Source organism: Nonomuraea aurantiaca (assembly GCF_020215705.1).
Classification (GTDB): domain Bacteria; phylum Actinomycetota; class Actinomycetes; order Streptosporangiales; family Streptosporangiaceae; genus Nonomuraea; species Nonomuraea aurantiaca.
The window spans coordinates 38364-59081 of the sequence record NZ_JAIWNB010000036.1 but is presented as its reverse complement, the minus strand read 5'-3'; the positions used below and the strand labels follow the sequence as shown (position 1 = coordinate 59081).

Genomic DNA, 20718 nt, shown 5'->3' with positions numbered 1-20718 from the left:
GGGTCGATGATGGACACCGGCGGCCCGCGAGCAGGCCGGTACCCAAGATGAACGGTAAGGGACAGTGCAGGAAATGACTCAGCCTCGGCGACTCGGAGGTCGTTACGAGCTCGACGGCGTCGTCGGGCGCGGCGGCATGGCCGAGGTCTATCGCGCCCGAGACATCCGGCTGGACCGCATAGTCGCGATCAAGACCCTCCGCTCTGACTTGGCGCGCGATCACACCTTCCAGGCCCGTTTCCGCCGTGAGGCGCAGTCCGCGGCTTCGCTGAACCACCCGGCGGTCGTCGCGGTCTACGACACCGGCGAGGACGTCAGCGAGGGTGCCCCGGTCCCCTACATCGTGATGGAGTACGTCGACGGCAGGACGCTGCGCGACCTGCTGCGGGCCGACCGGCGGCTGTTGCCGGAGCGGGCGGCCGAATTGGTCGACGGCATCCTGCGGGCGCTCGACTACAGCCACCGCGGCGGCATCGTCCACCGCGACATCAAGCCGGCCAACGTCATGATCACCCGCAACGGTGACGTCAAGGTGATGGACTTCGGCATCGCCCGCGCGATGGCCGACTCGGCCGCGACGATGACGCAGACGGCGCAGGTGATAGGGACCGCCCAATACCTGTCGCCCGAGCAGGCGCGCGGCGAGCGGGTCGACGCCCGCAGCGACATCTACTCCACCGGGTGCGTGTTCTACGAGCTGCTCACCGGCCAGCCGCCGTTCACCGGCGACTCTCCCGTGGCGATCGCCTACCAGCACGTACGCGAGGAGCCCATCCCGCCGTCGCAGATCGACCCCGAGATCCCCGCCTGGTGCGACGCGATCGTCCTGAAGGCCATGGCCAAGGACCCCGCGCACCGCTACCAGAACGCGGGCGAGATGCGGGCCGACATCCAGCGGGCGATGTCCGGCATGCCGGTCGACGCCCAGACGATGGCGATGACCAGCAACTACGGCGCGGGCACCCGCATGATGACGGCCACCCAGGCCGCCACCGGCCCGGCCACTCAGGGCACCCGCGCGGTGCCCCCGTACGAGTACGACGACGGGCAGGGCGGCGGCCGAGGCGGCCGGCGGCGCGCCAACAACGGCGGCGGCAACACCGCGCTCAAGACCGCGGCCTGGATCGTCATTCCGCTCCTGATCATCGGGGCGTTCATCGGCATCGGTTATGCGGTGTTCAGCAGCGGCGGCGAAAAGCCCACCGGGCAGGTCAAGATCCCCGCGCTCGCCACACAGACGGTGAAGGCCGCCCAGGCACAGCTCACCGCGCTGCAGCTGAAGTCCGAGGTGGTGCAGGAGGCCAGCACCGAGTACGACAAGGGCACGGTGATCAAGACCGATCCCCCTCAAGACACCGAGGTCGCGAAGAACTCCACGGTCAAGCTGATCGTGTCCAAGGGGCCGCCGAAGGTGAAGGTCCCCGATGGTCTCGTCGGTGCCACAACCGAGGACGCCAACAAGCTCCTTGAGGACGCCGGGCTGACCGGCACGATCAAGACCAAGGTCTCCAGCAAGCCGCAGGGCAAGGTCATCGAGACCGATCCCAAGGCCGGCGAGGAGGTCGAGAAGGACGGCACGGTCATCCTTTACGTGCCCAAGGACCAGACTGCCGTCCCGAGCGTGATCGGCCTGACCCAGCAGGACGCCACCAAGATGCTCAGGGCGTCAGGCTTCAAGGTCAAGGCGGTCGAGCAGGCGAATGAGCAGCCTGAGGGCACGGTCATCCAGCAGGTTCCCGGTGAGGGCACGAAGGTCAACCCCAACACCACCATAACGATCGTGGTCTCCACGGGGCCGGAGCAGCAGCCGACGGAGCAGCCACAGCCGACGGACCAACCGACGGACCAGCCACAGCCGACCGACTCGCCCACGGACGACACGCAGCCGACCGACGACTCACCGATCGACGACGACAGCCTCGGAGGCTGACCCGAGAGGCGTTGAGCAGAGCCGGCAACAGGGCCGCCTTCCCACACCGGGAGGGCGGCCCTGGCACGTCGGGCAGGGAAAAGAGGGCCGCCTTCCCACGCCGGGGCGGCCCTGGCACGTCGGACACGTAAAAGAGCGTCCCCGCCGCTCGGGGGCGACGGCGGGGACGCTCATCTGTCTGTCGTCCGGCGGCGGCCGAGTGTTACACGATCCCGCGCAGCCAGTTGCCGAGCAGCCGGTGCCCGTGCTCCGACAGCACGGACTCGGGGTGGAACTGGATGCCCTCGATGGGCGCCGTGCGGTGCCGTAGCCCCATGATGACGCCGTCCGCGGTGCGGGCGGTCACGTCGAGCTCGGCGGGCACCGTGTCGGGCCGTACGGCCAGCGAGTGGTAGCGGGTCATCCGCACCGGCGAGGGGATCCCGGCGAACACGCCGAGCCCGTCGTGCGAGACCGCGCTGGTCCGCCCGTGTACGAGCTCGGGCGCCCGCGACACGGTGGCACCGTAGGCCAGGCCGATCGCCTGGTGCCCGAGGCAGACGCCGAGCAGCGGCAGGCCGCACAGGGCCGCGTGGCGCACCAGGGGGACGCTCACGCCCGCCGCCTCCGGCGTGCCGGGCCCGGGGCTCACCAGGACGCCGTCGAAGCCGTCGGCGTCGCTCACACGGACGTCGTCGCGCGGGCGCACCTGACACGTGGCGCCCAGCTCACGCAGGTATTGGACGATCGTGTGGACGAAGCTGTCGTGGTTGTCCACGACCAGCACGCGGGTCATTTCCGTACGGTCACCTCGTCGAGCGTCACCGCGGGTTCGAGAAGCGGGAACACGGCATACCAGAGTACGACGCCCGCCACGGCGACCAGCACGGTGGCCGTCAGCAGCTTGGTGCCCATGCCGCCCGGCAGCCTGTCCCAGAGCCATCCGTACATGTCATTCCTTCCTGGGCTCGGTCTTCTTCAGCACGCCGAACACGATGAGCCGCTGGGCGGCGGAGTATTCGGGATGGCAGGTCGACAGCGTGATGTAGGCCCTGATCGGCTCGATGTCGGGCTTGCCGGGCACCGAGGCGAGCACGTCCACCTCGTCGGGGTACACGATGTCCTGCGAGGTCACCCGGTAGGTGTAGCGGGCCTCGGGGGCGTCGACGATGATCTCGTCGCCGCGTTGGAGCTCATCGATCCGGTTGAACGGCGCCAGGTACGTGGTCCGATGACCCGATATGACGAAATTTCCGATCTGTCCGGGGAGGGCGGTGCCGGGGTAGTGGCCCGGGCCCTTCTTCAGGTGCTCCGCGTCCACGCCCTCGACCACGGCGTAGTGGTAGTCGCGCCCGAGCCTCGGGATGCGCAGCATGGCCACGGCCCGGCCCAGCTCGATCTTCCGGAGCTTGGCCGGCTCCGGGCGCGCGTGTTCCTCCACCAGCTCCTGCTGCAGTTGCAGCTGCATGCGCTGGGTATAGACGCCCGTCCCCCACAGCAGGTAGGCGCAGAACAACAACAGGATCAGGCCCGCGGTGATGCTCGATTCCCCCGCGGCCCGCAGCACGGCCCTCACTCACCCAGCGTAAGCGCGGCCTAACCGGAGGCCGGGGATCGCCATCTCATGCGCGTGGCGACTATCCTGGGGCACGCTTCCACTACGCTCAAAACTAATAGCCTGTGGACAACCCGGATGCCCAGGCGCCCAGCAGGAGTTTCCAGTGCCCAAGTCCAAGGCTCGCAAGAAGGCGGTCTACACGCCGCCGCAGAAGTCCCAGCAGGTCACGGTCAGCCCGCGCTGGCTGGCTCCCACGATGGTGGTGTCGTGGATCATCGGCATCCTGTGGATCGCCGTCTACTACGTGGCGCCCAGCGCACCCTTCATCGGCGATCTCCACAACTGGAATCTGCTGATCGGGTTCGTCTTCATCATCTTCGGGGTGGTGCTCTCCACCCGCTGGCGTTAGTTTTTTCCACAGTTTTTCCACACCCTGGGGAAGTCAGCCCACGCCGCTCAGAAGGGCCGAGGATCTGACGGCCACGAGCACGACCAGGATGGCCAGCGCTCCCACGACCGTCAGCACCTGCCAGAGGGTCCTGTTGCTCTTGGGAGCGTAGGCCAGGGCTCCGGCGAGGACCGATCCGGTGATCAGGCCGCCGATGTGGCCGGTCCAGCTGATGCCGGAGACCAGGAAGGTTATCGCCAGGTTGATCGCGATCAGCACGGCGATGCCGCGTACGTCCATGTTCAGCTTGCGCCCCACCACGAACACGGCGCCGAACAGGCCGAAGATGGCTCCTGACGCCCCGACCGTGTACTGGCCGAGCGGGTCGATCCAGTAGCCGAGCACCGAGCCGCCCAGCGCGCTGACCAGGTAGACGGCCAGGTAGCGGGTGTGTCCGAAGGCCCGCTCCAGGTAGGGGCCGATGACGTAGAGCGCCCAGCAGTTGAACAGGATGTGGAACGGCCCGTCGTGCACGAACGCCGACGTGAGCAGCCGATAGTACTCATGCCCGGCGACGACGTTGTACGGCCGCATGGCCAGTTGCTCGGTGACCGCGTTGCTCGTCACATATTGGGCGCCGAAGACGAGCACGTTGAGCGCCAGGGTCACCCAGGTGACGTATGGCGTCGTGACCACGGCGCCGCCGAACGCCGACCGCGCCTGGCGTACCCCTCGATTGCCCGCGCTCACGCACTCGGGGCACTGGAAGCCCACGGCGGCGTCGCGCATGCAGTCGGGGCAGATGGGGCGCTCACAGCGCTGGCAGCGGACCCAGGTCTCTTTGTCGGGGTGCCGGTAGCACGTCGGCACGGTCTCCGCGGGCTGCTCTGGCTGCGGGGGCGGGCTGGGCGGCTGGCTGGTCATGACCGCAGCCTATGGCCTGCGCGGCATCGCCGCGCTGGCGTGTTCAGCCCGCCCCGTGCGCCTTTGGCAGCCTTGGAGGGCCTTGGACGGTGCGTCTTGGTCAGCCCTGGACGCGGTCGATCGTGACCGACTCCAGGACCACCGCGTCGATCGGCTTGTCGCGCTGGCCGGTCGGCGTCTTGGCGATCGCGTCGACGACGTCCTGGCCCTCGATCACCTCGCCGAAGATGGTGTGCTTGCCGTTGAGATGCGGCGTGGGCACGACCGTGACGAAGAACTGCGAGCCGTTGGTGCCCTTGCCGAACCGGATGCCGGCATTGGCCATGGCCAGGAGGTAAGGGCGGTTGAAGTAGAGCTCCGGGTGGATCTCGTCGTCGAAGTCGTAACCGGGGCCGCCGATGCCCTCGCCCAGCGGGTCACCGCCCTGGATCATGAAGCCGGGGATCACCCGATGGAAGATCGTGCCGTCGTAGTAACGGCCGGTGCTCGTCTCCCCGGTGCCCGGGTGGGTCCACTCACGGCCGCCTTCGGCGAGCTCGACGAAGTTGCGGACCGTCTTGGGAGCCTTGTTGGGGAAGAGCTCTATCTTGATATTTCCGCGATTTGTCTGCAGGTTTGCGATCAGCTTCTCGGCCACGAGACAGCTGCCCCCCTCTATGTACAGGGTTGGTTTTGTGGATTTTGATGACCACGGTCGTTAGGCCGCGAAAGCCATCCTGCCACGGACGGCCATGATTGAGCCGCTTCGCTACGGGAAGGTCAGGCTCGGGGCCCCATCGAGCAGGGGAGGTTGTTGTGTCCCTGACACTGAAAAATCGCCGCGTGGTCATCGTAGTCCCAACCACGTGGATGGGCCGTATGAAGGCCCGGGCCATGAGAACTGGCCGGCAAATGGCGCCGATGGCGGATCAGGCCAAGGTGGTCGCCGCCCAGCGCATCGAGGACGCCCGCTACTGGGCGGCCCCGAGGCTGGAAGAGGCCGCGCATCGGGTCGAGGAAGAGCTCGCCCCCAAGGTCAGCGCAATGCTGGTCAACGCGGCCGACCGGATCGACCCATCCCCGCGCAGGTCGCGGCGGATGCCGGCCATGATCCTTCTGACCGGTCTCGCTGTGGGCACGATCGGTTATCTGTTCTACCGGCGTAACGCCCAGCAGTGGACCGAGCACATGAAGGACTCGGCCTCGGACGCGTCGCAGTGGGTCAGCGACAAAGCGGACAAGACCGCGGACACCACCGAGAGGATGGCGTCTGAAGTGTCCGACAAGGCGGATGAGGCATCGCGCAAGATGACGTGATCCGCGCGAAAGCGCGCCCCCCACTCAATCGAGCGGGGGGCGCGCTTCGCGTCCGGGGGTCCTTCGCGCCCGGGGGGCGCGCTGCGCGTTCGAGAAGCTTCGCGTTCGGGGGCGCGTTTCCGGCTGCGGGCGTTGACGTCTATACCAAGCGCTTGCTACAACCGGCGGCATGGCGCTGTCCCCGCTCGACGACTACCCCATCCACCAGGCGGCTCAGGTCATGCGGCACGTGGCGACCTCGGACCGCAATTTCTACGACCGCTACTACTTCAACTGCCACGCCGGCACCGACGAGCTCATGCTGATCGTCGGCGCCGGTCAGTACCCCAACCTGGGCGTCACCGACGCCTTCGCCTGCGTCCGCTACGGAAACCTGCACCGGGTCGTCCGCGCCTCGCGCGAGCTCGGCACCGACCGGATGAACACCGAGATCGGCCCGTTCCAGGTGAAGGTCATCGAAGGGCTCAAACGGCTCCAGATCATCCTGGAGCCCAACGAGCATGGCCTGTCCTTCGACCTCACCTGGGAGGGCACGATCCCGGCGACGCTCGAGCCACGGCACTTCGTCCGCTGGCAGGAGCGGGTCATTTTCGACTCCGTACGGCTGGCGCAGACCGGGCTCTGGTCCGGCCACATCCGCGTCGGGGATGAGGAGATATCCGTCACCCCTGACCGATGGCAGGGCACCCGCGACCGCTCCTGGGGCGTCAGGCCCGTCGGCGAGCCCGAGCCGCCGGGCATCCAGGCGAAGAACGCGGGCAGCTTCTACTGGCTGTACACACCCATCAGGTTCGACGACCACGCGATCCTCTGCATCATCCAGGAGGACGAGAAGGGCCGCCGCGTCCTGGAGGAGGCCACCAGGGTCTGGTCCGACGGGCGCGAGGAGGAGTATCTGGGCCGGCCCGAGTATCACCCCGTCTACGCTCCCGGGACTCGCGACGTCGTCGAGGCCACGATCACGTTCTCACCTCCTGGCGGCAAGGCGTTCGACGTGCGGTGTAGGCCCGTGCTGCCGGTCCACCTCATGGTCGGCACCGGTTACGGCCTGGAGCCGGACTGGAAGCACGGGATGTACCAGGGTGCGGAGCCGGTCGTGCAAGGCGTGACGTACACGCTGCCCGACGACGCGGCCAAGATGTGGGGGATGGTCGACGCCGTGGGCCGCTTCGAGTACGACGGCCTGGTGGGTCACGGCCTGTTCGAATACTGGGCCCTGGGACCGCACCCGTCACTCCCCGAGTGAGCGCACCCGTCGGGTCCGAGTGAGCGCGCCCGCCGTGCGCCCCCGGTGCTACGGCGGGCGCGGTCTCACTTACTCGGCTCGCACTTGACGGAGACCGTCGTGGCGAGGGTCTCGGCCGGTACGCTGCCGTCCTCCGCCGGCCGGGCGATGCCCAGCTTCACGGCGCCGTCGGCCGGCTCGCCGCCTTCGGCGGTGAACCCCTCACCCTTGACGGCGGGCTTGGCCGGGACCGCCTCCGTGACCGCCCCCTCCGGGAGCGACTCGATCTCGATCGTCTGGTCGTCCCGGAGGCGCAGGGCCACGCCCCCCTTAGGCGCCTTCTCACCCGGCTTGGCGGCGGGGTCCCCAACGGCGCGCGCCGGCTCGGCGAACGTGATGATTTTGCCGTCGCTCGTCGTACACGTCACCTTGACACCCGGGACGGTCGACGGAGCCTCGTCGGCCATCGCGGACCCGCCCAGGCCCGTGAGCACGAGCACGCCCACCGCGCCGAGGACCGCGAGACGTCGCTTGAACATGGAATCTCCTTGCTGGAAACGATCGGACGCCCCGACCCTGGCCCGCCGTACCTGAAGTGATCCTGAAGACAGCCGAAATGATCTTCAGGTTGGCTTTAGGTAGGGTGCGGGACCCTGTCGGTGTGCGAGTGCTACTGGTGGAGGACGAGCAGCGGCTGGCCGATCTGGTCAAGGGCGGCCTGGCGGGTGAGGGGTTCGCCGTCGACGTGGCCTACGACGGGCGCGACGGGCTCTGGATGGCCTCGGAGAACACGTACGACGTGATCGTGCTCGACGTGATGCTGCCCAGGCTGAACGGCTACACCGTGTGCTCCCGGCTGCGCGAGGCCGGCAACTGGACGCCGATCATGATGCTCACCGCCAAGGACGGCATCTACGACGAGGCCGAGGCGCTCGACACGGGCGCCGACGACTACCTGGCCAAGCCGTTCTCGTACGTGGTGCTGCTGGCCAGGCTGCGCGCGCTCGTACGGAGGGGCGGGCACGAGCGGCCGGTGACGATCACGGTCGGGGACCTGGTCGTGGATCCGGCCGGGCTGCGCTGCCGCCGTGGGGAGGTGCAGATCGCGCTGACGCCGAAGGAGTTCGCGGTGCTCCACGGCCTGGCGCGGCGGGCCGGCGAGGTGGTCTCCAAGAGCGAGCTGCTGGCGCAGGCGTGGGACTTCGCCTATGACGGGGATCCGAACATCGTGGAGGTGTACATCAGCGCGTTACGCCGCAAGATCGACCAACCGTTCGGCAGGACGACCCTGGTGACGGTGCGGGGCGCCGGGTACCGGCTGGAGGCGACATGACCTGGTGGCGCGATCTCCTGACCTCGGGTCGGCCGTCCGTGGGGTTGGCGTCCGTACGGCTGCGCGCCACCGCGGCGGCGACGCTGGTGGTGGCCGTGGCGCTGGGGTTGGCGGCGGTCGTGCTGGTGCTGGCGCTGCGGGGCAGCCTGCAGAGCAGCGCGGGCGCGGAGGCGGCCAGGAAGGCCGTGGCCGCGGCGCCGTACGCGCAGACCGTCGACCTGACCGCCGCACTCGGCCAGACCGCGACCGTCCAGGCAGCCACCCCCGGAGAGCCGACCGCGGCCGAATGGGCGCGCACTTCCGGTGACCCAGTGGCCGGGGTGTCGGTCCAGCCGGCGCTCGCGCTGCGGATCGCCGATTCGGACGTCATGCTCACGAGAGAGGGGGCCCCGGCGGCGACGAGTTGGGCCCAGGGCGGCGGGTTCGCGGTCGCGCGCATGCCCGTGTCGACGTCCAGCGGATCGGCGGAGATCTGGGCCAGGGCCTCGCTCGACGGTGCCGACCAGGCGCTGACGACTCTCAACAGCGCCCTCCTGCCGGGCGTGCCCGCGCTGCTGCTCGTGGTGGCGGGCATGACCTGGTTCTCGGTCGGCCGTACGCTCGCCCCGGTCGCGGCCATCAGGGCCAAGGTGGCCGACATCACGGCCCGTGACCTGCACCAGCGGGTGCCCGTACCCCGCTCGGGCGACGAGATCGCCGCCCTGGCGACCACCGTGAACGGCACCCTCGACCGGCTGGAGACGGCCGTCGAGACGCACAAACGGTTCGTCGCGGACGCGGCGCACGAGCTGCGCAGCCCCATCGCCACGCTGCGGGCCCGGCTGGAGCTGGCCGAACCGAGCGAGCTGACCGCCGAGGCGCTCGCCGACGTGGAGCGCCTCCAGTCGCTGGCGGCCGACCTGCTCCTGCTGGCCAAGCTCGACGCGGGTGAACCGCTGCGTACGGGAGACCTCGACCTCGGCCAGGTGGCGGCGGAGGAGTCGCTGCGCATCAAGCGGCGGCCCGAGCTGCGGATGGAGCTGGACGTCGAGCCCGACGTCGTCTTCCAGGGCTCTCGGGCGCACCTGGCCCGCCTGGTGACCAACCTGGTCGACAACGCGGTACGGCACGCCGCGGCGGTCGTACGGGTGCGGGTACGCCAGGAGGACGGCCAGGCCGTGCTCCAGGTGCTCGACGACGGGCCGGGGATTCCGGTGGGGCAGCGTGAGGCGGTGTTCGACCGGTTCACCAGGCTGGACGAGGCGCGGGCCAGGGATGTCGGCGGGGCCGGGCTCGGATTGCCGATCGCGCGGGACATCGCGTTGCTGCACGGCGGCATGCTGCTCGCCGAAGAAGGTGGATTTATCGCGAGATTTCCCCTGAACCACTAGCCACTTCTCATCGTGTGGATAGTTGAAGGAGGCAATCATGCTCACACGCCGTGCACTGATCACCCGAGGTGGCGCCGCCGCAGGCGCAGCAGGAGCCGTTTTCCTGTGGGCGCGACCCGCCGAGGCCGAAGAGGAGGCCGCCGGTCCGGTCCTGGCCAGCGCCAAGAGCATCCCGGTCGGCAAAGGCAAGATCGTCAGTGGCAAGTACGTGATCACCCACCCGAAGAAGGGGGTCTTCAAGTGCTTCAGCGCCATCTGCACCCATCAGGGCTGCACGGTGGCGAGCGTAAGCGGTGGCAAGATCCACTGCCCCTGTCATGGCAGCCAGTTCAGTGCCCTGACGGGTGCGGTGGTGCAGGGTCCGGCCAAGCGTCCGCTCGCCAAGAAGAAGATCAAGCTGGTGAAGGGCAAGATCAGGCTGGCGTGATCGGCAGCGAGTACATCGTGGCGCGCTGGTAGATCTCGAACCCGGCTCGGGTGTAGACGCCGACGGCTCCCGTGGGGTTGTCGGCGTCCACGCTCAGGCCCGCCCTCGCGTACCCCTGCTCCTTGAACGCGGCGAGTGCGTGCGCGATCAGGTTGCCCGCCACGCCCTTGCCGCGCCACTCCCGTAGCGTGCCGATGATGTCGATCCAGGCGGTACGCACGGCCGTGGCCCCCTCGACGTGGCGCGTCAGCACGACGCAGACCGCCTCGCCCCCCGCGCGGGCCACGAAGGACGACTCCGGCCGGAAGCCGCGCCTGCCGGTGATGCTGTGCCGCCAGCTCTCCGCGGTGTGCGACGCGCTGCCCCAATGGTCACGGAACGACTCGTTGCGCACCCGCCGGGCGGCCTCCTCGAACTCCGGCGTGTACGTGACGAAGTCGACCCCCTCGGGCACCCGTACCTGGGGCAGCTCCCCCGACAGGTCGCGGCGCATCTGGCAGAACCGGCGCACGGCGGCGAAGCCCTTGCCTTCGAGCAGCGCCGCCGCCGCGGTGTCGGCCTGCGGGATGCCGGTCTGCAGCTCCAGCCCCTTGCCGGGGTAGGCCCGCTCATGCAGCTTCGGCGCCGTCCCGATCGCCCAGTCGAGCACCCGCCCGCCATGTCCCCGGCCGCGGAAGTCGGGATGGACGCCGCCGTGCAGGACCATCGCGTGCAGGCCGTCGCGTACCTGCTTGACCGGCAGGTAGCCGTAGGCGATCAGCCGCTGCCCGTCCCTGGCCACGAGCGTGCCTTCGGCCAGGTCGAGCAGCGGGTTGGCCAGGTGTTCCGCGACGTCTTCGACGCTGAAGCGCTCCTCGACCCCGTCCGCCGCCCCGATGGCGGCGCCCAGCTCGGCGAGCGATCCGGCGTCGTCCTCGTCCAGCGATCCCCATCGCACGCTCATGAGCGGCAGCCTAAGTGAGGTGCACGGAGCACCCCAAGTCCCCTCCTATCTGAGCAAGCCCCTCGGCGAACCCCTCGCGTGTGGCCTCGTCGAAGCCCATGAAGAACCGGTTCGCCAGCGGTACGGCCCACCGCATCCGCTCGGCGATGTTGTAGACCCGATGGACGACGAGCGTGCCCTGGGGGTGCCCGGTCAGCGACCATTCGGCCCGGTACCACCAGCCGCCCTGGTAGGCGATCGAACGGTCGGTGACCTCGACGGTCATGGTGTGACCCGGGTGGTATTCGACGGTGAACCGGCCCTCGCGGTCGACCATCGACTTACGGTCGATCAGCGTGTCGCGGTCGATCAGCGCCTCGCGTACCCGCTCAGGTGGCGCCTCGACCACCCCGGACACCTCGACGAGCAGGGATTTCCTCATGGCGTGCGCACCCGGGTGTTCTGGAACGAGGCGAAGCGCCAGCCGCCGGGTGTGCTGACCGCGGTGAAGGTGACGATCGAGTCGCGGCTCGGGTCGGGCCGCCCGTCGACGGTCGAGCCGCCACCGGAGATCACCAGTGCGACGCCGTCTCCCAGCGGCTTGACGAGGGGCTCGCCGCCGCCTCCGGTCAGCTTGATCGGGCTCTGGAAGAGCTGCCGGTGGGCGACCTCGATGGCCTCCCGGCCCTGGAGGTGCAGGCCGAAGAAGGTGATGTAGTCGGCGTCCTCGGTGAACAGCGCGGCGTAGGCCGCCGCGTCGCCGGAGTTCCAGGCTTCGGTGAGCCTGGCGAGGAGGTCTCTGATCTCAGTGGACATGGCACTGCTCCTGTGGTCGCGGCGCCTATCCTGAGACTGCGAGTCCTGGACAGGGCAGGCGCCTTGTTCGGATTTCCGGCCGCTGGGGTGTTGGCGCACCCCGGCGGCCGCTCAACTTTCCAGCGCTTGCTCCATCAGCGACTGCTTGACCGTGCCCGACCAGTCGAGCTCGCCCTTGTCCAGCCGGTCGAGCACGCTGCGCAACCAGGCCAGCTCGGCCGTGTAGAGGGCCTGCTCGCACTCCATCTCGAGCATGAGGATCTCCGGCAGGCCACTTTCCGTCAGCGCCCGCCGGTGCGCCTCGATGCCGCTGATCGTCCCCTCGATGGAGGCCGTACGCGTGCGCAGCGCCCGCTTGGCGTCGGGCACCTGCAACGCGCCGATCAGGGAGACGGCCGCCACCAGCGTGCGCCGGTCGGCATCCGGCTGCTCCAGCATCCTGCGCAGCCTGGTTGCCAGCTCCTGGCGGCCCTCCTCGGTGATCTCATAGACCGTCCGCTCGGGCCGGCGGCCTTCGCGGTCGGTCTTCGTCGGCACGATCAGCTCGTCCTTCGCCAGCCGTTCGACCGCGTGGTAGAGGCTGCGCGGCAGCCCGGTCACGTAGTCCTTGTGCGTGTCGACGATGAAGCGGTGCAGCTCGTAGGGGTGGCTGGCACGTACCGAGAGCATGGCGAGCACGGTCAGCCCGACCAGGTCATGGCGTCGTGCCATGATGCCTCCTTCTATAGTGCAATATGCACTATAGAAGGCGACGGTACGGCCGTCCAGCCCCGTACGTGATTGTCAGGTCAGTTGGCTGTCGAGCTGCAGGAAGGCCCGCTCGATGACCTGCCTGGCGACGTCCTCGGGATAGGGGAAACGGGTGATCAGATCACGTAGACCCTCCACGTGCGCCCGCGTGGCGAGCTCGGCCACGGTGACCAGCTCGGCCTGCTGGGCGAGGGCGAAGGCGCGGTCGACCACCGCGCCGTGCCCCGGCACGATCACCTGCTCGGGCAGCTCGGCCAGCATCGCGGCCACCGTGGCGGGCCAGTCGAGCGGGTAAGAGTCGCCGAAGGCCGGTGGGGCGCCCTCTTCGATCAGGTCACCGGCGAACACCACCCCGGCGTCGGGTACGTGCGCCACGACGTCGTTGCTGCTGTGGCCGAGGCCGAAGTGACGCAGGTGCACGCTCCGGCCGCCGATGTCGAGGGTGGCCGTCGAGGTGAACGTGTGGTCGGGCGCGACGATCTCCACCTCTTCCAGCTCCGCCCGCCGGTCCTCGGGCAGGCGCTCGATCCACTTGGCCCGCCGCTGCTCGCCGTACAGCTCGATCTCCTCGGCGCACCTGGAGTGGCCCCAGATCTCGCCCGGCAGGAACAGCGCGTTGCCGAAGTAGTGGTCGAAGTGGGAGTGGGTGTTGACGACCGTCCACGGGCTGGGGGTGACCCGCCTGATCGCCTCGATCAGATCGGCGGCCTCGCGGTGGGACACGCGGGTGTCGAGCACCAGGCAGTGGTCGTCACCGACGATCAGGCCGACGTTCATGTCGAAGGACTCATGGCGCCGGACATAGACCCGGTCGCCGATTTCCCGCCACTGCTCGTTCATCGCTCGATCCTGAATCTCCCGTGGGACCCTGCGAGAACTCTACTTACGATCGCTACAGGGCATATGGGTTTCGGTCGTGATCTACACCGAAGATCCGCACCGGCTCGGGGGCAGGACGGCCGCGCGTGGCGGGCGGCCGAACGGGGAAGGCTCCGTTACGACACGTGCTCGACCGATGACATAGGGCAATCAGTGGAGCGTCAGGAGCGCGTCATGGGCGGGGGCGGCTGACCGGACAGCCGATGTCCTCAATGCTCATCTGCCTGGCATCAGCGGGTTGCTCTCCCCTCAACTCCGCGTCACACGTGGTTGTCAAGTTCGGAATTGTCGGCTGCCTTCCCAAGCCCGAGGAGCCCCCATGTTCCCCCGACTCGGAGCCATCATCGCCACGTCCCTCGCCGCCCTCGCCACCGTAGCCCCCACAGCGACCGCCACCCCGTCATCGGCGATCTACTTCGAAGCCCCCCAGATCACGGTCGTCGCGCACCGCGGAGCCTCCGCGGACGCGCCCGAGAACACCATCACCGCGTTCCAGCTGGCCGACAAGCTGGGCGCCGACGCGTTCGAGCTCGACGTGCAGGAGACCAAGGACCACCAGCTCGTCCTGATGCACGACACGACGCTGTCCCGCACCACGGACGTCGAGAAGGTCTTCCCCGGCCGGGCGCCCTGGCGGGTCGGCGACTTCACGCTCGCGGAGATCCGGCGGCTGGACGCGGGCTCGTGGTTCGCCGCCAAGTACGACGGCGAGCCCGTACCGACGCTGGAAGAGACCCTGCGCGAGATGGACGGCAGCGGCCTCAGCCTGCTCCTGGAGATCAAGGCGCCGGAGCTCTACCCCGGCATCGAGAAGCGTGTCGCCGACGAGCTGCGGCACAACACCTCTTGGCTGGACTCCGGTCGGCTGGTCGTGCAGTCGTTCAGCTGGGCCTCGATGCGTACGTTCCACCGCGCCATGCCCCAGGTGCCCATCGGCCTGCTCGGCACGCCGGCCACGGCGGACCTGCCGAAGGTGGCGGCCTACGCCACCCACATCAACCCGCCATATGGCGACATCACCGAGCAGTACGTCCGGGGTGTCCACAGCCTGGGGATGGAGGTCTTCGCCTGGACGGTGGACGACCCCGACGTCATGCGCCGCCTGATCGGCTATGAAGTGAACGGCATCATCACCAACAAGCCGGACACTCTCGCGTCTCTGGCTCGATAGGACGTCCCGGGTTGCCCGTCGCCCTGTGACGACGGGCAACTCCGGGGTCGGTGTCCGTTTCCCGCTCGACGACGCCGGCGCGTACCTGTTCCTCGGCGATCCTGGCCAGCGTGGCGCGTGCCTCGTGCCGCCGTCCGGTGGGCGCGAGCCGTACGGGAGCGAAGAGGGTGACCTCGGCGACCAGGTGGCGGGTCGCGGTCACCCGCAGGAGGGAGGCGAGAAGCGAGTCGTCTCCGACAAAGCAGCCGCGGGTCGACGTCGAGTCTCCCTCGCGGTAGCGCAGTGTGGCCGGGCGTACGGCGGCGCCCGCGTCGATCGCCGCCTGGAACACGGCCGGCCGGAACTCCCCCATCCCACGCCCGCACCACGTCGTGCCCTCGGGGAACGCGATCACCGTGTCGCCCGCTCTGAGGGCGTTCGCGACCGTGGCGACGGCCGATGGCAGGGCGGAGAGCCGTTCCCTGTCGATGAACAGGACGCCCGAGCCCGCGGCCAGCGTGCGGATGAGCGGCCATTCGCCGATCTCCCGCTTCGCCAGCGGCCGTGACGGCACCGTGGCCGCCATGACCAGCGGGTCGAGCCAGGAGACATGGTTCGCCACGAGAAGCACGCCTCCCCCTCCCGGGATGGCGGGCACCCTTGGCGCGGTGGGTGTGGGCTGTGGTTCGGTGGTTCTGACGCTGATGCCGAGGGCGCGCAGCAGCAGCCGCGCCCACGTCTTCGTGATCTCCGCCCGCCAGACCGTACCGGCTCGACGGGTCGCCAGGGCGATCGAGAGGCCCGCGAGCAGCACGAGGACGGCCGCGAGGAGCCGCGCCAGCCGGTGGAGGGGGCCGGCGAGGGCGGCGGGGGCCTCCACACAAACCTCGGGAGTGCACGGGCCCATGCGCAGCCAGGGGTTGATCTCCACCGGGCCGGCCACGGTGACGGTCACTGCGGTTCTCCCAGGAAGTGCCGCAGGTAGCGGGCGTTGACGTTGGCCATCGAGAGCAGGACGAAGAAGTCGGCGGTGCCGAAGTCACGGTCATGCGCGGGCGCCCCGCACACCCAGGAGCCCAGCCGCAGGTAACCGCGGAGGAGCGCAGGCGGTACGAACCGGTCGGAACGGGCGGCGCCCCGGGACCTCCACGGGTCGCGCGGCGTCACGCGGTACTCCGCCGGGCCCAGCGGCACCCGCTCGACGACACCGGCCGCGACCGCGCCCCCGTCGTCGAGGGGCACCGAGCAGCAACCCGCCAGCCACTTGTGGCCGCCGTTCACCATGTAGCGCGCGATGCCCGCCCACATCAGGCCGATCACCGCGCCGGCGCGGTGATCGGGATGTACGCAGGTGCGGCCCGCCTCGACCAGGTCCCGCCTGAGGACGGCCAGGTTGCCGAGCTCGAATTCGGCGTCGGAGTACAACCGGTCCGTACGCCCCGGAGGGAGCAACCGGTAGGTGCCGACCACTTTGTCGTCGTAACGGACCAGGAGGTGGTCGCAGTACGCGTCGAACCTGTCCGCGTCGAGACCGGAGATCGGGCTGTCGAGCCGTGCCCCCATCTCCTCGACGAAGACCTCGTGGCGAAGCCGTTGCGCGGCCTGTACGTCGGCAGCGCTCGTGGCCATGCCGACTGTGTAGCGGCCGGTTGCGGGGCGGCCGGTGAGAGAGATCGTCATGGGCGGGCGTCCTTCCCTGAAAGCGTCTCGCGACCATGTCGACATGCCGAAATGACGGACGCGTCTCCCATCGGGGGCAGCGAGGCGTCCGCATGGTGAACCTCTTGACGTGCGCCTCCACATGAGTGTGGAGGGTTCCTGTGCTGCTTACGCAGCAGCTCGCAGCGCGGGTGGCGGCGAGACTGTGGGACAGGATGCTTGACGCTTCACAGGCCCCGCTATCGCGGAGTCTCCACGTCCTGTGACCGCCCGTCCGGCGGCAGAGTTGTACCGATGAAGCTGGTTTCGGGCAGCGTTGGTATCAGCGTTGCCGATCCATCCGCACGCCGGGTTCTTGCACGCGAACCGCGACTGCGTTTCGCGTGATCCTTTCGTGGTGGTGTGGCAGCGGTGGCACTCTTGGCTGGTGCCGTGCGGGCCGACCTTGGCGACCAGGCCGCCACGGTCGGCGGCCTTGTAGGTCAGCAACTCCACCGTTCGGCCCCACGCCTGGCTCGCGATCGAGCGGTTCAGGCCCCGCTTCTGGGCGACGTTGACCCCCGGCTCCCGCACAGTCCCGGACGCCGAGGCCATCATGTTGGTGATGTTCAGGTCTTCGACCACAATCGCGCTGAATCGCCGCGCGAGGTCGGTCGTGTTCTGATGCTGCCAGTCGACGGCGCGGCGCTTGGCTGTCGCGCGGAGCCGGGCGATCTGGTCGTAGGTGCGGCGTTCCCGGTTGGAAACCGGGCCGCCCTTCTTGCGGGTGGCACGCTGACGGGCACTTTTGCGTTCCAGACGCACCAGCCGCTCGCGCTGCCCGCTCGTGAGCCACGGGCCGTGCCGAAGGTGCTCCCCGGTGGACAGGGCCAGCGGGACCGCGATGCCCCGATCCATGCCGGCCTTCGGCCCGGTGCGCGGGACGGGGGCGGAGACCAGCAGCTCGGTGCGGAAGACGATGGTCCAGCCGTGGGCGTCTTTCACCAGGCGAGCCCCGGTGATCCTGCCGGATGGTCCGCCCTTGGTGACGCCGGGCAGGTCTTTCGTCCACCGGTACCTCACCCGCCCGACCTTGGGGAGATTCACCGCACCCCACCTGCGGTTGATCCGGGCGATCTGCAAGTCGCCGGCCTGGGGCACGTCCACGGCCATCCGGGAGCGCAACCGGCCCTTGAACGTCGGCAGCTCGGCCGGATGGTCGGGGTTGAAGAAATTCGCCCACGCCTGCCGGTAGGTCTTCAGCACGGCTTGCGCGGCCTGAGCGGGCAGCTGCCCCATCCACTCGATCTCGTGGCGGGCCTGCCGAATCGCCGCGTCGCACTCCTTCAAGGACGCAAGGCGGCCCTGGCGGAAGGTCGCGAACTCGTGGAGCAGGTTCCACACAGCACGCGCGGCGTGGGCTTGACCGTCCACAACGGCCTCCTGGGCCGGGTTGAGGCCGAGTCGCGCCACGTGCGCACGAGTCCGCTTCACCTTCTCCACACGCTGATCATATCGTTTGGTCTATGTCACCACGATGGAATCCGAACCCCGATGTCAGAACCGGGCGGCATGTCGTTCACCACCTCCACGCCCATTTGGTGTTCGTGACAAAGTACCGGCGTGGGGCCTTCACCGACGAGATGCTGATCCGCTGCGAGGAAATCATGCGCGAGGTATGCGCCGACTTCGAGGTCGAACTGCGCGAGTTCAACGGCGAGCACGACCACGTCCACCTGCTCATCCACTACCCACCCAAGGTCGCCCTGTCCAAACTCGTCAACTCCCTGAAAGGGGTCTCGGCCCGGATGCTTCGCAAGGAATACAGTACACACGTCCGCACGCACCTCTGGGGCGGACATTTCTGGTCTGGTTCCTACTTCGCCGGATCGGTCGGCGGGGCGCCGCTCACCGCGCTCACGCAGTACATCGAGCAGCAGAAACGATCTGTGTGAGCAAAGCCGTCGACAAATCTGACAGGTCAGGACACCCTCGCGCCCTAGCGGGCACTCCCACCTGGGCCTCCACCCCCGGCGTAAACGCCGGAGCAATGGCTCACCTTCTGGTAGATGACCACGGCCCGAGGGGCAGAACTCCGGCAGTCGAGAGCGGGACATCGGCAGGCCGTCAACAACGGTCTGAGTCTCCGACGCTTGCCGCCCCCGTCAAAAGGCAAAGCTTGCGTGCGAGCTGGACGAGTCCCCCGTGTGGCCTCCGTGGGAGGCGGCGGCCGCATCCTAAGATCAATCCGTGCTAGAAACGGTGATTTCTCTCCTCTTCGCCGGACTCTTTCTCAGCTTCCTCATCTATTGGGTCATGCAGCTGGTCAAGGTCATGCGGCAGCGGCGCATACACAAGTACACAGACCCGATGAGGGCCATGGACATCACTGGTCGCGTGCGCCAGCTCAAGGTGCGCGGCGACGAGGACGAAGCCGTACGTCTCGTGCAGGACGAGCTCGCGATGCCCATGGCGAAGGCTCGTTCGTGGGTGAAATCCATCTAGGGCAGGGGCGCATGGGCCTCGGCTTCGCGCCGCCGGTCGGCTCGGGGTCGCCGGGCTCAGAACAGGGTCAGTGGCTCGCTCGGCATGGGTTCGGGCAGCGGCTCGACCTCGGGCACCCGGGCCCGCACCTCGTCGTGAAACCGGCGGGCGAGGCTCAGCGCGTCAGCGTTGTCGGGGGTGTGGACGAACACCGTCGGCGAGCGGCCTTCCCGCAGCCATTCGGTGACCGTGGCGACCCACTCCTGCCAGCCCTCGACCGTACGTTCGGTGGCATCCCGGCCGAGGTAGCGCACGATCGGACGGTCGGTGAGAGCCGTCGACCGGCGCGGCACGCGCGGCTTCTTCGTCCACGCGTCTCGTTCGGCGTCGCTGGTCGGAGGGCTCTGGAAAAGGGTGGTGGTGTCGAACGGGACCCATTCGGCACCAGCGCGGGCGAGCACGCCTTCGAGCAGCCGTACTGACCGCGTGTCGTCGAAGAACGCCCGGTGACGCACTTCGACGGCGTATCTGTACGAAGGAGGCAGGCCACGGAGAAAGGCCGCCAGGGTACCGAGGTCGGTGGGCGCGAATGACCCCGGCAATTGGACCCAGAGGGCGTGGGCCCGCGATTCGAGCGGCTCGATCGCCGACAGAAACGCGCGCAACTCCTCGTCGGCGCCCGCGCCGGTAAGGCGGCGCTCATGCGTGATCGACTTGGGTAGCTTGACCACGAAGCGGAAGTCGGGGTCGGTCTGCCGGGCCCATGACTCCACGGTGTCGCGCGCCGGTGTCGCGTAGAACGTCGTGTTGCCCTCCACCGCGTTGCACCAGGTGGCATAGGCCCGCAGGCGTTCGCCGGGAGGAAGCGGATGCGGCAGGAAGCGTCCCTGCCAGGGCACGTGCGTCCACATCGCGCATCCCACATGAAGCCGCATGACCCGACGCTACCGAAAACCCCTATCCACCGCAGAACCACCCAGGCCCGCAGCTGGGCCATCGTCCGAGTTGTATAGTGTCCAGAACACTAGTTATCTTTTCACTATGACCACACGCCGATCACCACTGGCGATGGCCGTCCTCGGCCTTCTCGCCTACCAGCCGCTACACCCGTACGGCATGCAGTCCCTGATCAAGCAGTGGGGCAAGGACGAGGTGATCAACGTCGGTCAGCGGACCACGCTGTACAAGACGATCAACCGGCTGCACGACGCGGGCCTGATCACCGTCCACGAGACCGAGCGCGACCAGCAGTACCCTGAGCGCACCCTCTACGCGCTGACCGAGCAGGGCCGCGAGGCGCTCCAGCAGTGGATGGTCGAGATGCTGACGACGCCACGCAACGAGTTCCCCGAGTTCCCTGCCGCACTTACGTTCCTTCCGATACTGACCCCGGAGCAGACGCTGGGCCTCCTGCGCGAGCGCCACGAGCTCCTCCAGGTACGGCTGGCCCAACTGGAGGCGGCGCTCGGGGAGGCAGACGTGCCCCGGGTCTCGCTGCTGGAGACCGAGTACCTGCGTGCCGCCACGGAGGCCGAGCTGCGCTGGGTTGCCGGAGTTCTCGACGACCTGCGCGCCGGCCGCCTGACCTGGAGCGAGGAGCGGCTGCGCGCCTTCGCCTCCAACCATCTCGAGCTCCCGGAGGACTGAAC

General features: G+C 68.7%; 26 protein-coding genes. 11 read left to right on the top strand and 15 right to left on the bottom strand.

Going from position 1 to position 20718, the window contains the following annotated elements; all coding sequences use genetic code 11:
* Positions 1-73: 73 nt before the first annotated feature.
* A complete protein-coding gene (gene pknB, locus LDL49_RS48710; protein WP_225301775.1) occupies positions 74-1930 on the top strand; it encodes a Stk1 family PASTA domain-containing Ser/Thr kinase in 1857 nt (618 codons plus the stop codon).
* A 202-nt stretch (positions 1931-2132) separates the two neighbouring features.
* On the opposite strand, the gene LDL49_RS48705 is transcribed toward pknB, so the two are convergent.
* The 3 genes from LDL49_RS48705 to LDL49_RS48695 are packed head-to-tail and all read right to left on the bottom strand — an operon-like array spanning position 2133 to position 3485.
* Positions 2133-2705, bottom strand: coding sequence for an anthranilate synthase component II (locus tag LDL49_RS48705; RefSeq protein WP_225301774.1), 573 nt, complete (start codon positions 2703-2705; stop codon positions 2133-2135).
* The gene (locus tag LDL49_RS48700; RefSeq protein WP_225301773.1) at positions 2702-2860 is read right to left on the bottom strand and encodes a hypothetical protein; all 159 of its coding nucleotides are present in this window, start codon (positions 2858-2860) and stop codon (positions 2702-2704) included. Before LDL49_RS48700 ends, LDL49_RS48705 begins: the two co-directional genes overlap by 4 nt.
* Position 2861: 1 nt before the next feature.
* A complete protein-coding gene (locus tag LDL49_RS48695; protein ID WP_225301772.1) occupies positions 2862-3485 on the bottom strand; it encodes a class E sortase in 624 nt (207 codons plus the stop codon).
* Between the two features lie 145 nt (positions 3486-3630).
* Here LDL49_RS48695 and LDL49_RS48690 point away from each other — a divergent pair, with 145 nt between their 5' ends.
* The gene (locus LDL49_RS48690) at positions 3631-3876 is read left to right on the top strand and encodes a cell division protein CrgA (protein ID WP_225301770.1); all 246 of its coding nucleotides are present in this window, start codon (positions 3631-3633) and stop codon (positions 3874-3876) included.
* Positions 3877-3909: 33 nt separating this feature from the next.
* Here LDL49_RS48690 and LDL49_RS48685 read toward each other — a convergent pair whose 3' ends face one another.
* Together LDL49_RS48685 and LDL49_RS48680 are read right to left on the bottom strand one after the other, a co-directional pair.
* Complete coding sequence (locus LDL49_RS48685; RefSeq protein ID WP_225301769.1) at positions 3910-4779, bottom strand: rhomboid family intramembrane serine protease; 870 nt, start codon at positions 4777-4779, stop codon at positions 3910-3912.
* Between the two features lie 100 nt (positions 4780-4879).
* Positions 4880-5416: a peptidylprolyl isomerase gene (locus LDL49_RS48680; RefSeq protein WP_225301768.1), complete on the bottom strand. Its 537-nt coding sequence runs from the start codon at positions 5414-5416 to the stop codon at positions 4880-4882.
* A 158-nt stretch (positions 5417-5574) separates the two neighbouring features.
* Here LDL49_RS48680 and LDL49_RS48675 point away from each other — a divergent pair, with 158 nt between their 5' ends.
* Positions 5575-6075 (top strand): YtxH domain-containing protein, encoded by a 501-nt coding sequence (locus LDL49_RS48675; RefSeq protein WP_225301767.1) that lies wholly within the window; start codon positions 5575-5577, stop codon positions 6073-6075.
* A 169-nt stretch (positions 6076-6244) separates the two neighbouring features.
* On the top strand, positions 6245-7321 hold the full coding sequence (locus LDL49_RS48670) for an Rv3169 family protein (protein WP_225301766.1): 1077 nt from the start codon (positions 6245-6247) through the stop codon (positions 7319-7321).
* Between the two features lie 65 nt (positions 7322-7386).
* Here the strand turns inward: LDL49_RS48670 and LDL49_RS48665 are convergent, their stop codons facing one another.
* On the bottom strand, positions 7387-7839 hold the full coding sequence (locus tag LDL49_RS48665; protein ID WP_225301765.1) for a hypothetical protein: 453 nt from the start codon (positions 7837-7839) through the stop codon (positions 7387-7389).
* A 122-nt stretch (positions 7840-7961) separates the two neighbouring features.
* Here LDL49_RS48665 and LDL49_RS48660 point away from each other — a divergent pair, with 122 nt between their 5' ends.
* Genes LDL49_RS48660 through LDL49_RS48650 form a run of 3 tightly spaced genes read left to right on the top strand, consistent with a single transcriptional unit; the run spans position 7962 to position 10430 of the window.
* Entirely contained in the window at positions 7962-8633 is a 672-nt protein-coding gene (locus LDL49_RS48660; RefSeq protein ID WP_225301764.1) for a response regulator transcription factor, read from the top strand.
* Positions 8630-10003 carry a sensor histidine kinase gene (locus tag LDL49_RS48655; RefSeq protein ID WP_225301763.1) on the top strand — a complete coding sequence of 458 codons (1374 nt, stop codon included), beginning with the start codon at positions 8630-8632 and terminating at the stop codon, positions 10001-10003. Before LDL49_RS48660 ends, LDL49_RS48655 begins: the two co-directional genes overlap by 4 nt.
* A 22-nt stretch (positions 10004-10025) precedes the next feature.
* Positions 10026-10430, top strand: a complete 405-nt coding sequence (locus tag LDL49_RS48650; RefSeq protein ID WP_225301762.1) for a Rieske (2Fe-2S) protein — start codon at positions 10026-10028, stop codon at positions 10428-10430.
* Here the strand turns inward: LDL49_RS48650 and LDL49_RS48645 are convergent.
* The 5 genes from LDL49_RS48645 to LDL49_RS48625 form a co-directional block, all read right to left on the bottom strand.
* A complete protein-coding gene (locus tag LDL49_RS48645) occupies positions 10417-11373 on the bottom strand; it encodes a GNAT family N-acetyltransferase (protein WP_225301761.1) in 957 nt (318 codons plus the stop codon). The two genes, LDL49_RS48650 and LDL49_RS48645, sit on opposite strands and share 14 nt — an antisense overlap.
* 10 nt (positions 11374-11383) lie before the next feature.
* Positions 11384-11794: a hypothetical protein gene (locus LDL49_RS48640; RefSeq protein WP_225301760.1), complete on the bottom strand. Its 411-nt coding sequence runs from the start codon at positions 11792-11794 to the stop codon at positions 11384-11386.
* Positions 11791-12168, bottom strand: a complete 378-nt coding sequence (locus LDL49_RS48635; protein WP_225301759.1) for an SgcJ/EcaC family oxidoreductase — start codon at positions 12166-12168, stop codon at positions 11791-11793. The genes LDL49_RS48640 and LDL49_RS48635 overlap by 4 nt, the downstream gene beginning before the upstream one ends.
* Positions 12169-12279: 111 nt before the next feature.
* Positions 12280-12879, bottom strand: coding sequence for a PadR family transcriptional regulator (locus LDL49_RS48630; RefSeq protein ID WP_225301758.1), 600 nt, complete (start codon positions 12877-12879; stop codon positions 12280-12282).
* 72 nt (positions 12880-12951) lie between these two features.
* Positions 12952-13758, bottom strand: coding sequence for an MBL fold metallo-hydrolase (locus tag LDL49_RS48625; protein WP_225301757.1), 807 nt, complete (start codon positions 13756-13758; stop codon positions 12952-12954).
* A gap of 358 nt (positions 13759-14116) precedes the next feature.
* Here LDL49_RS48625 and LDL49_RS48620 point away from each other — a divergent pair, with 358 nt between their 5' ends.
* Positions 14117-14968 (top strand): glycerophosphodiester phosphodiesterase, encoded by an 852-nt coding sequence (locus LDL49_RS48620; RefSeq protein WP_225301756.1) that lies wholly within the window; start codon positions 14117-14119, stop codon positions 14966-14968.
* Here the strand turns inward: LDL49_RS48620 and LDL49_RS48615 are convergent.
* The 3 genes from LDL49_RS48615 to LDL49_RS48605 all read right to left on the bottom strand — a co-directional run bounded on the left by LDL49_RS48615 (position 14928) and on the right by LDL49_RS48605 (position 18088).
* On the bottom strand, positions 14928-15902 hold the full coding sequence (locus LDL49_RS48615; RefSeq protein WP_225301755.1) for a lysophospholipid acyltransferase family protein: 975 nt from the start codon (positions 15900-15902) through the stop codon (positions 14928-14930). The two genes, LDL49_RS48620 and LDL49_RS48615, sit on opposite strands and share 41 nt — an antisense overlap.
* The gene (locus LDL49_RS48610; RefSeq protein ID WP_225301754.1) at positions 15899-16627 is read right to left on the bottom strand and encodes a GNAT family N-acetyltransferase; all 729 of its coding nucleotides are present in this window, start codon (positions 16625-16627) and stop codon (positions 15899-15901) included. The genes LDL49_RS48615 and LDL49_RS48610 overlap by 4 nt, the downstream gene beginning before the upstream one ends.
* Before the next feature lie 147 nt (positions 16628-16774).
* The gene (locus LDL49_RS48605) at positions 16775-18088 is read right to left on the bottom strand and encodes an RNA-guided endonuclease InsQ/TnpB family protein (RefSeq protein WP_225301753.1); all 1314 of its coding nucleotides are present in this window, start codon (positions 18086-18088) and stop codon (positions 16775-16777) included.
* A 23-nt stretch (positions 18089-18111) separates the two neighbouring features.
* Here LDL49_RS48605 and tnpA point away from each other — a divergent pair, with 23 nt between their 5' ends.
* A complete protein-coding gene (gene tnpA / locus LDL49_RS48600) occupies positions 18112-18540 on the top strand; it encodes an IS200/IS605 family transposase (RefSeq protein ID WP_225301752.1) in 429 nt (142 codons plus the stop codon).
* A gap of 295 nt (positions 18541-18835) precedes the next feature.
* Entirely contained in the window at positions 18836-19090 is a 255-nt protein-coding gene (locus LDL49_RS48595) for a hypothetical protein (RefSeq protein ID WP_225301751.1), read from the top strand.
* A 56-nt stretch (positions 19091-19146) separates the two neighbouring features.
* Here the strand turns inward: LDL49_RS48595 and LDL49_RS48590 are convergent, their stop codons facing one another.
* On the bottom strand, positions 19147-20004 hold the full coding sequence (locus tag LDL49_RS48590; protein ID WP_225301750.1) for a DUF72 domain-containing protein: 858 nt from the start codon (positions 20002-20004) through the stop codon (positions 19147-19149).
* A 106-nt stretch (positions 20005-20110) separates the two neighbouring features.
* On the opposite strand from LDL49_RS48590, the gene LDL49_RS48585 reads away from it, so the two are divergent.
* Positions 20111-20716: a PadR family transcriptional regulator gene (locus tag LDL49_RS48585; RefSeq protein ID WP_225301749.1), complete on the top strand. Its 606-nt coding sequence runs from the start codon at positions 20111-20113 to the stop codon at positions 20714-20716.
* Positions 20717-20718: the final 2 nt, after the last annotated feature.

Bases quoted from the DNA above. Each gene is read 5' to 3' on its own strand.
- pknB (WP_225301775.1), top strand. From the start codon at position 74: ATGACTCAGCCTCGGCGACTCGGAGGTCGTTACGAGCTCGACGGCGTC.
- LDL49_RS48705 (WP_225301774.1), bottom strand. From the start codon at position 2,705: ATGACCCGCGTGCTGGTCGTGGACAACCACGACAGCTTCGTCCACACG.
- LDL49_RS48700 (WP_225301773.1), bottom strand. From the start codon at position 2,860: ATGTACGGATGGCTCTGGGACAGGCTGCCGGGCGGCATGGGCACCAAG.
- LDL49_RS48685 (WP_225301769.1), bottom strand. From the start codon at position 4,779: ATGACCAGCCAGCCGCCCAGCCCGCCCCCGCAGCCAGAGCAGCCCGCG.
- LDL49_RS48670 (WP_225301766.1), top strand. From the start codon at position 6,245: ATGGCGCTGTCCCCGCTCGACGACTACCCCATCCACCAGGCGGCTCAG.
- LDL49_RS48665 (WP_225301765.1), bottom strand. From the start codon at position 7,839: ATGTTCAAGCGACGTCTCGCGGTCCTCGGCGCGGTGGGCGTGCTCGTG.
- LDL49_RS48655 (WP_225301763.1), top strand. From the start codon at position 8,630: ATGACCTGGTGGCGCGATCTCCTGACCTCGGGTCGGCCGTCCGTGGGG.
- LDL49_RS48645 (WP_225301761.1), bottom strand. From the start codon at position 11,373: ATGAGCGTGCGATGGGGATCGCTGGACGAGGACGACGCCGGATCGCTC.
- LDL49_RS48640 (WP_225301760.1), bottom strand. From the start codon at position 11,794: ATGAGGAAATCCCTGCTCGTCGAGGTGTCCGGGGTGGTCGAGGCGCCA.
- LDL49_RS48635 (WP_225301759.1), bottom strand. From the start codon at position 12,168: ATGTCCACTGAGATCAGAGACCTCCTCGCCAGGCTCACCGAAGCCTGG.
- LDL49_RS48630 (WP_225301758.1), bottom strand. From the start codon at position 12,879: ATGGCACGACGCCATGACCTGGTCGGGCTGACCGTGCTCGCCATGCTC.
- LDL49_RS48625 (WP_225301757.1), bottom strand. From the start codon at position 13,758: ATGAACGAGCAGTGGCGGGAAATCGGCGACCGGGTCTATGTCCGGCGC.
- LDL49_RS48620 (WP_225301756.1), top strand. From the start codon at position 14,117: ATGTTCCCCCGACTCGGAGCCATCATCGCCACGTCCCTCGCCGCCCTC.
- LDL49_RS48610 (WP_225301754.1), bottom strand. From the start codon at position 16,627: ATGACGATCTCTCTCACCGGCCGCCCCGCAACCGGCCGCTACACAGTC.
- tnpA (WP_225301752.1), top strand. From the start codon at position 18,112: ATGTCACCACGATGGAATCCGAACCCCGATGTCAGAACCGGGCGGCAT.
- LDL49_RS48590 (WP_225301750.1), bottom strand. From the start codon at position 20,004: ATGCGGCTTCATGTGGGATGCGCGATGTGGACGCACGTGCCCTGGCAG.
- LDL49_RS48585 (WP_225301749.1), top strand. From the start codon at position 20,111: ATGACCACACGCCGATCACCACTGGCGATGGCCGTCCTCGGCCTTCTC.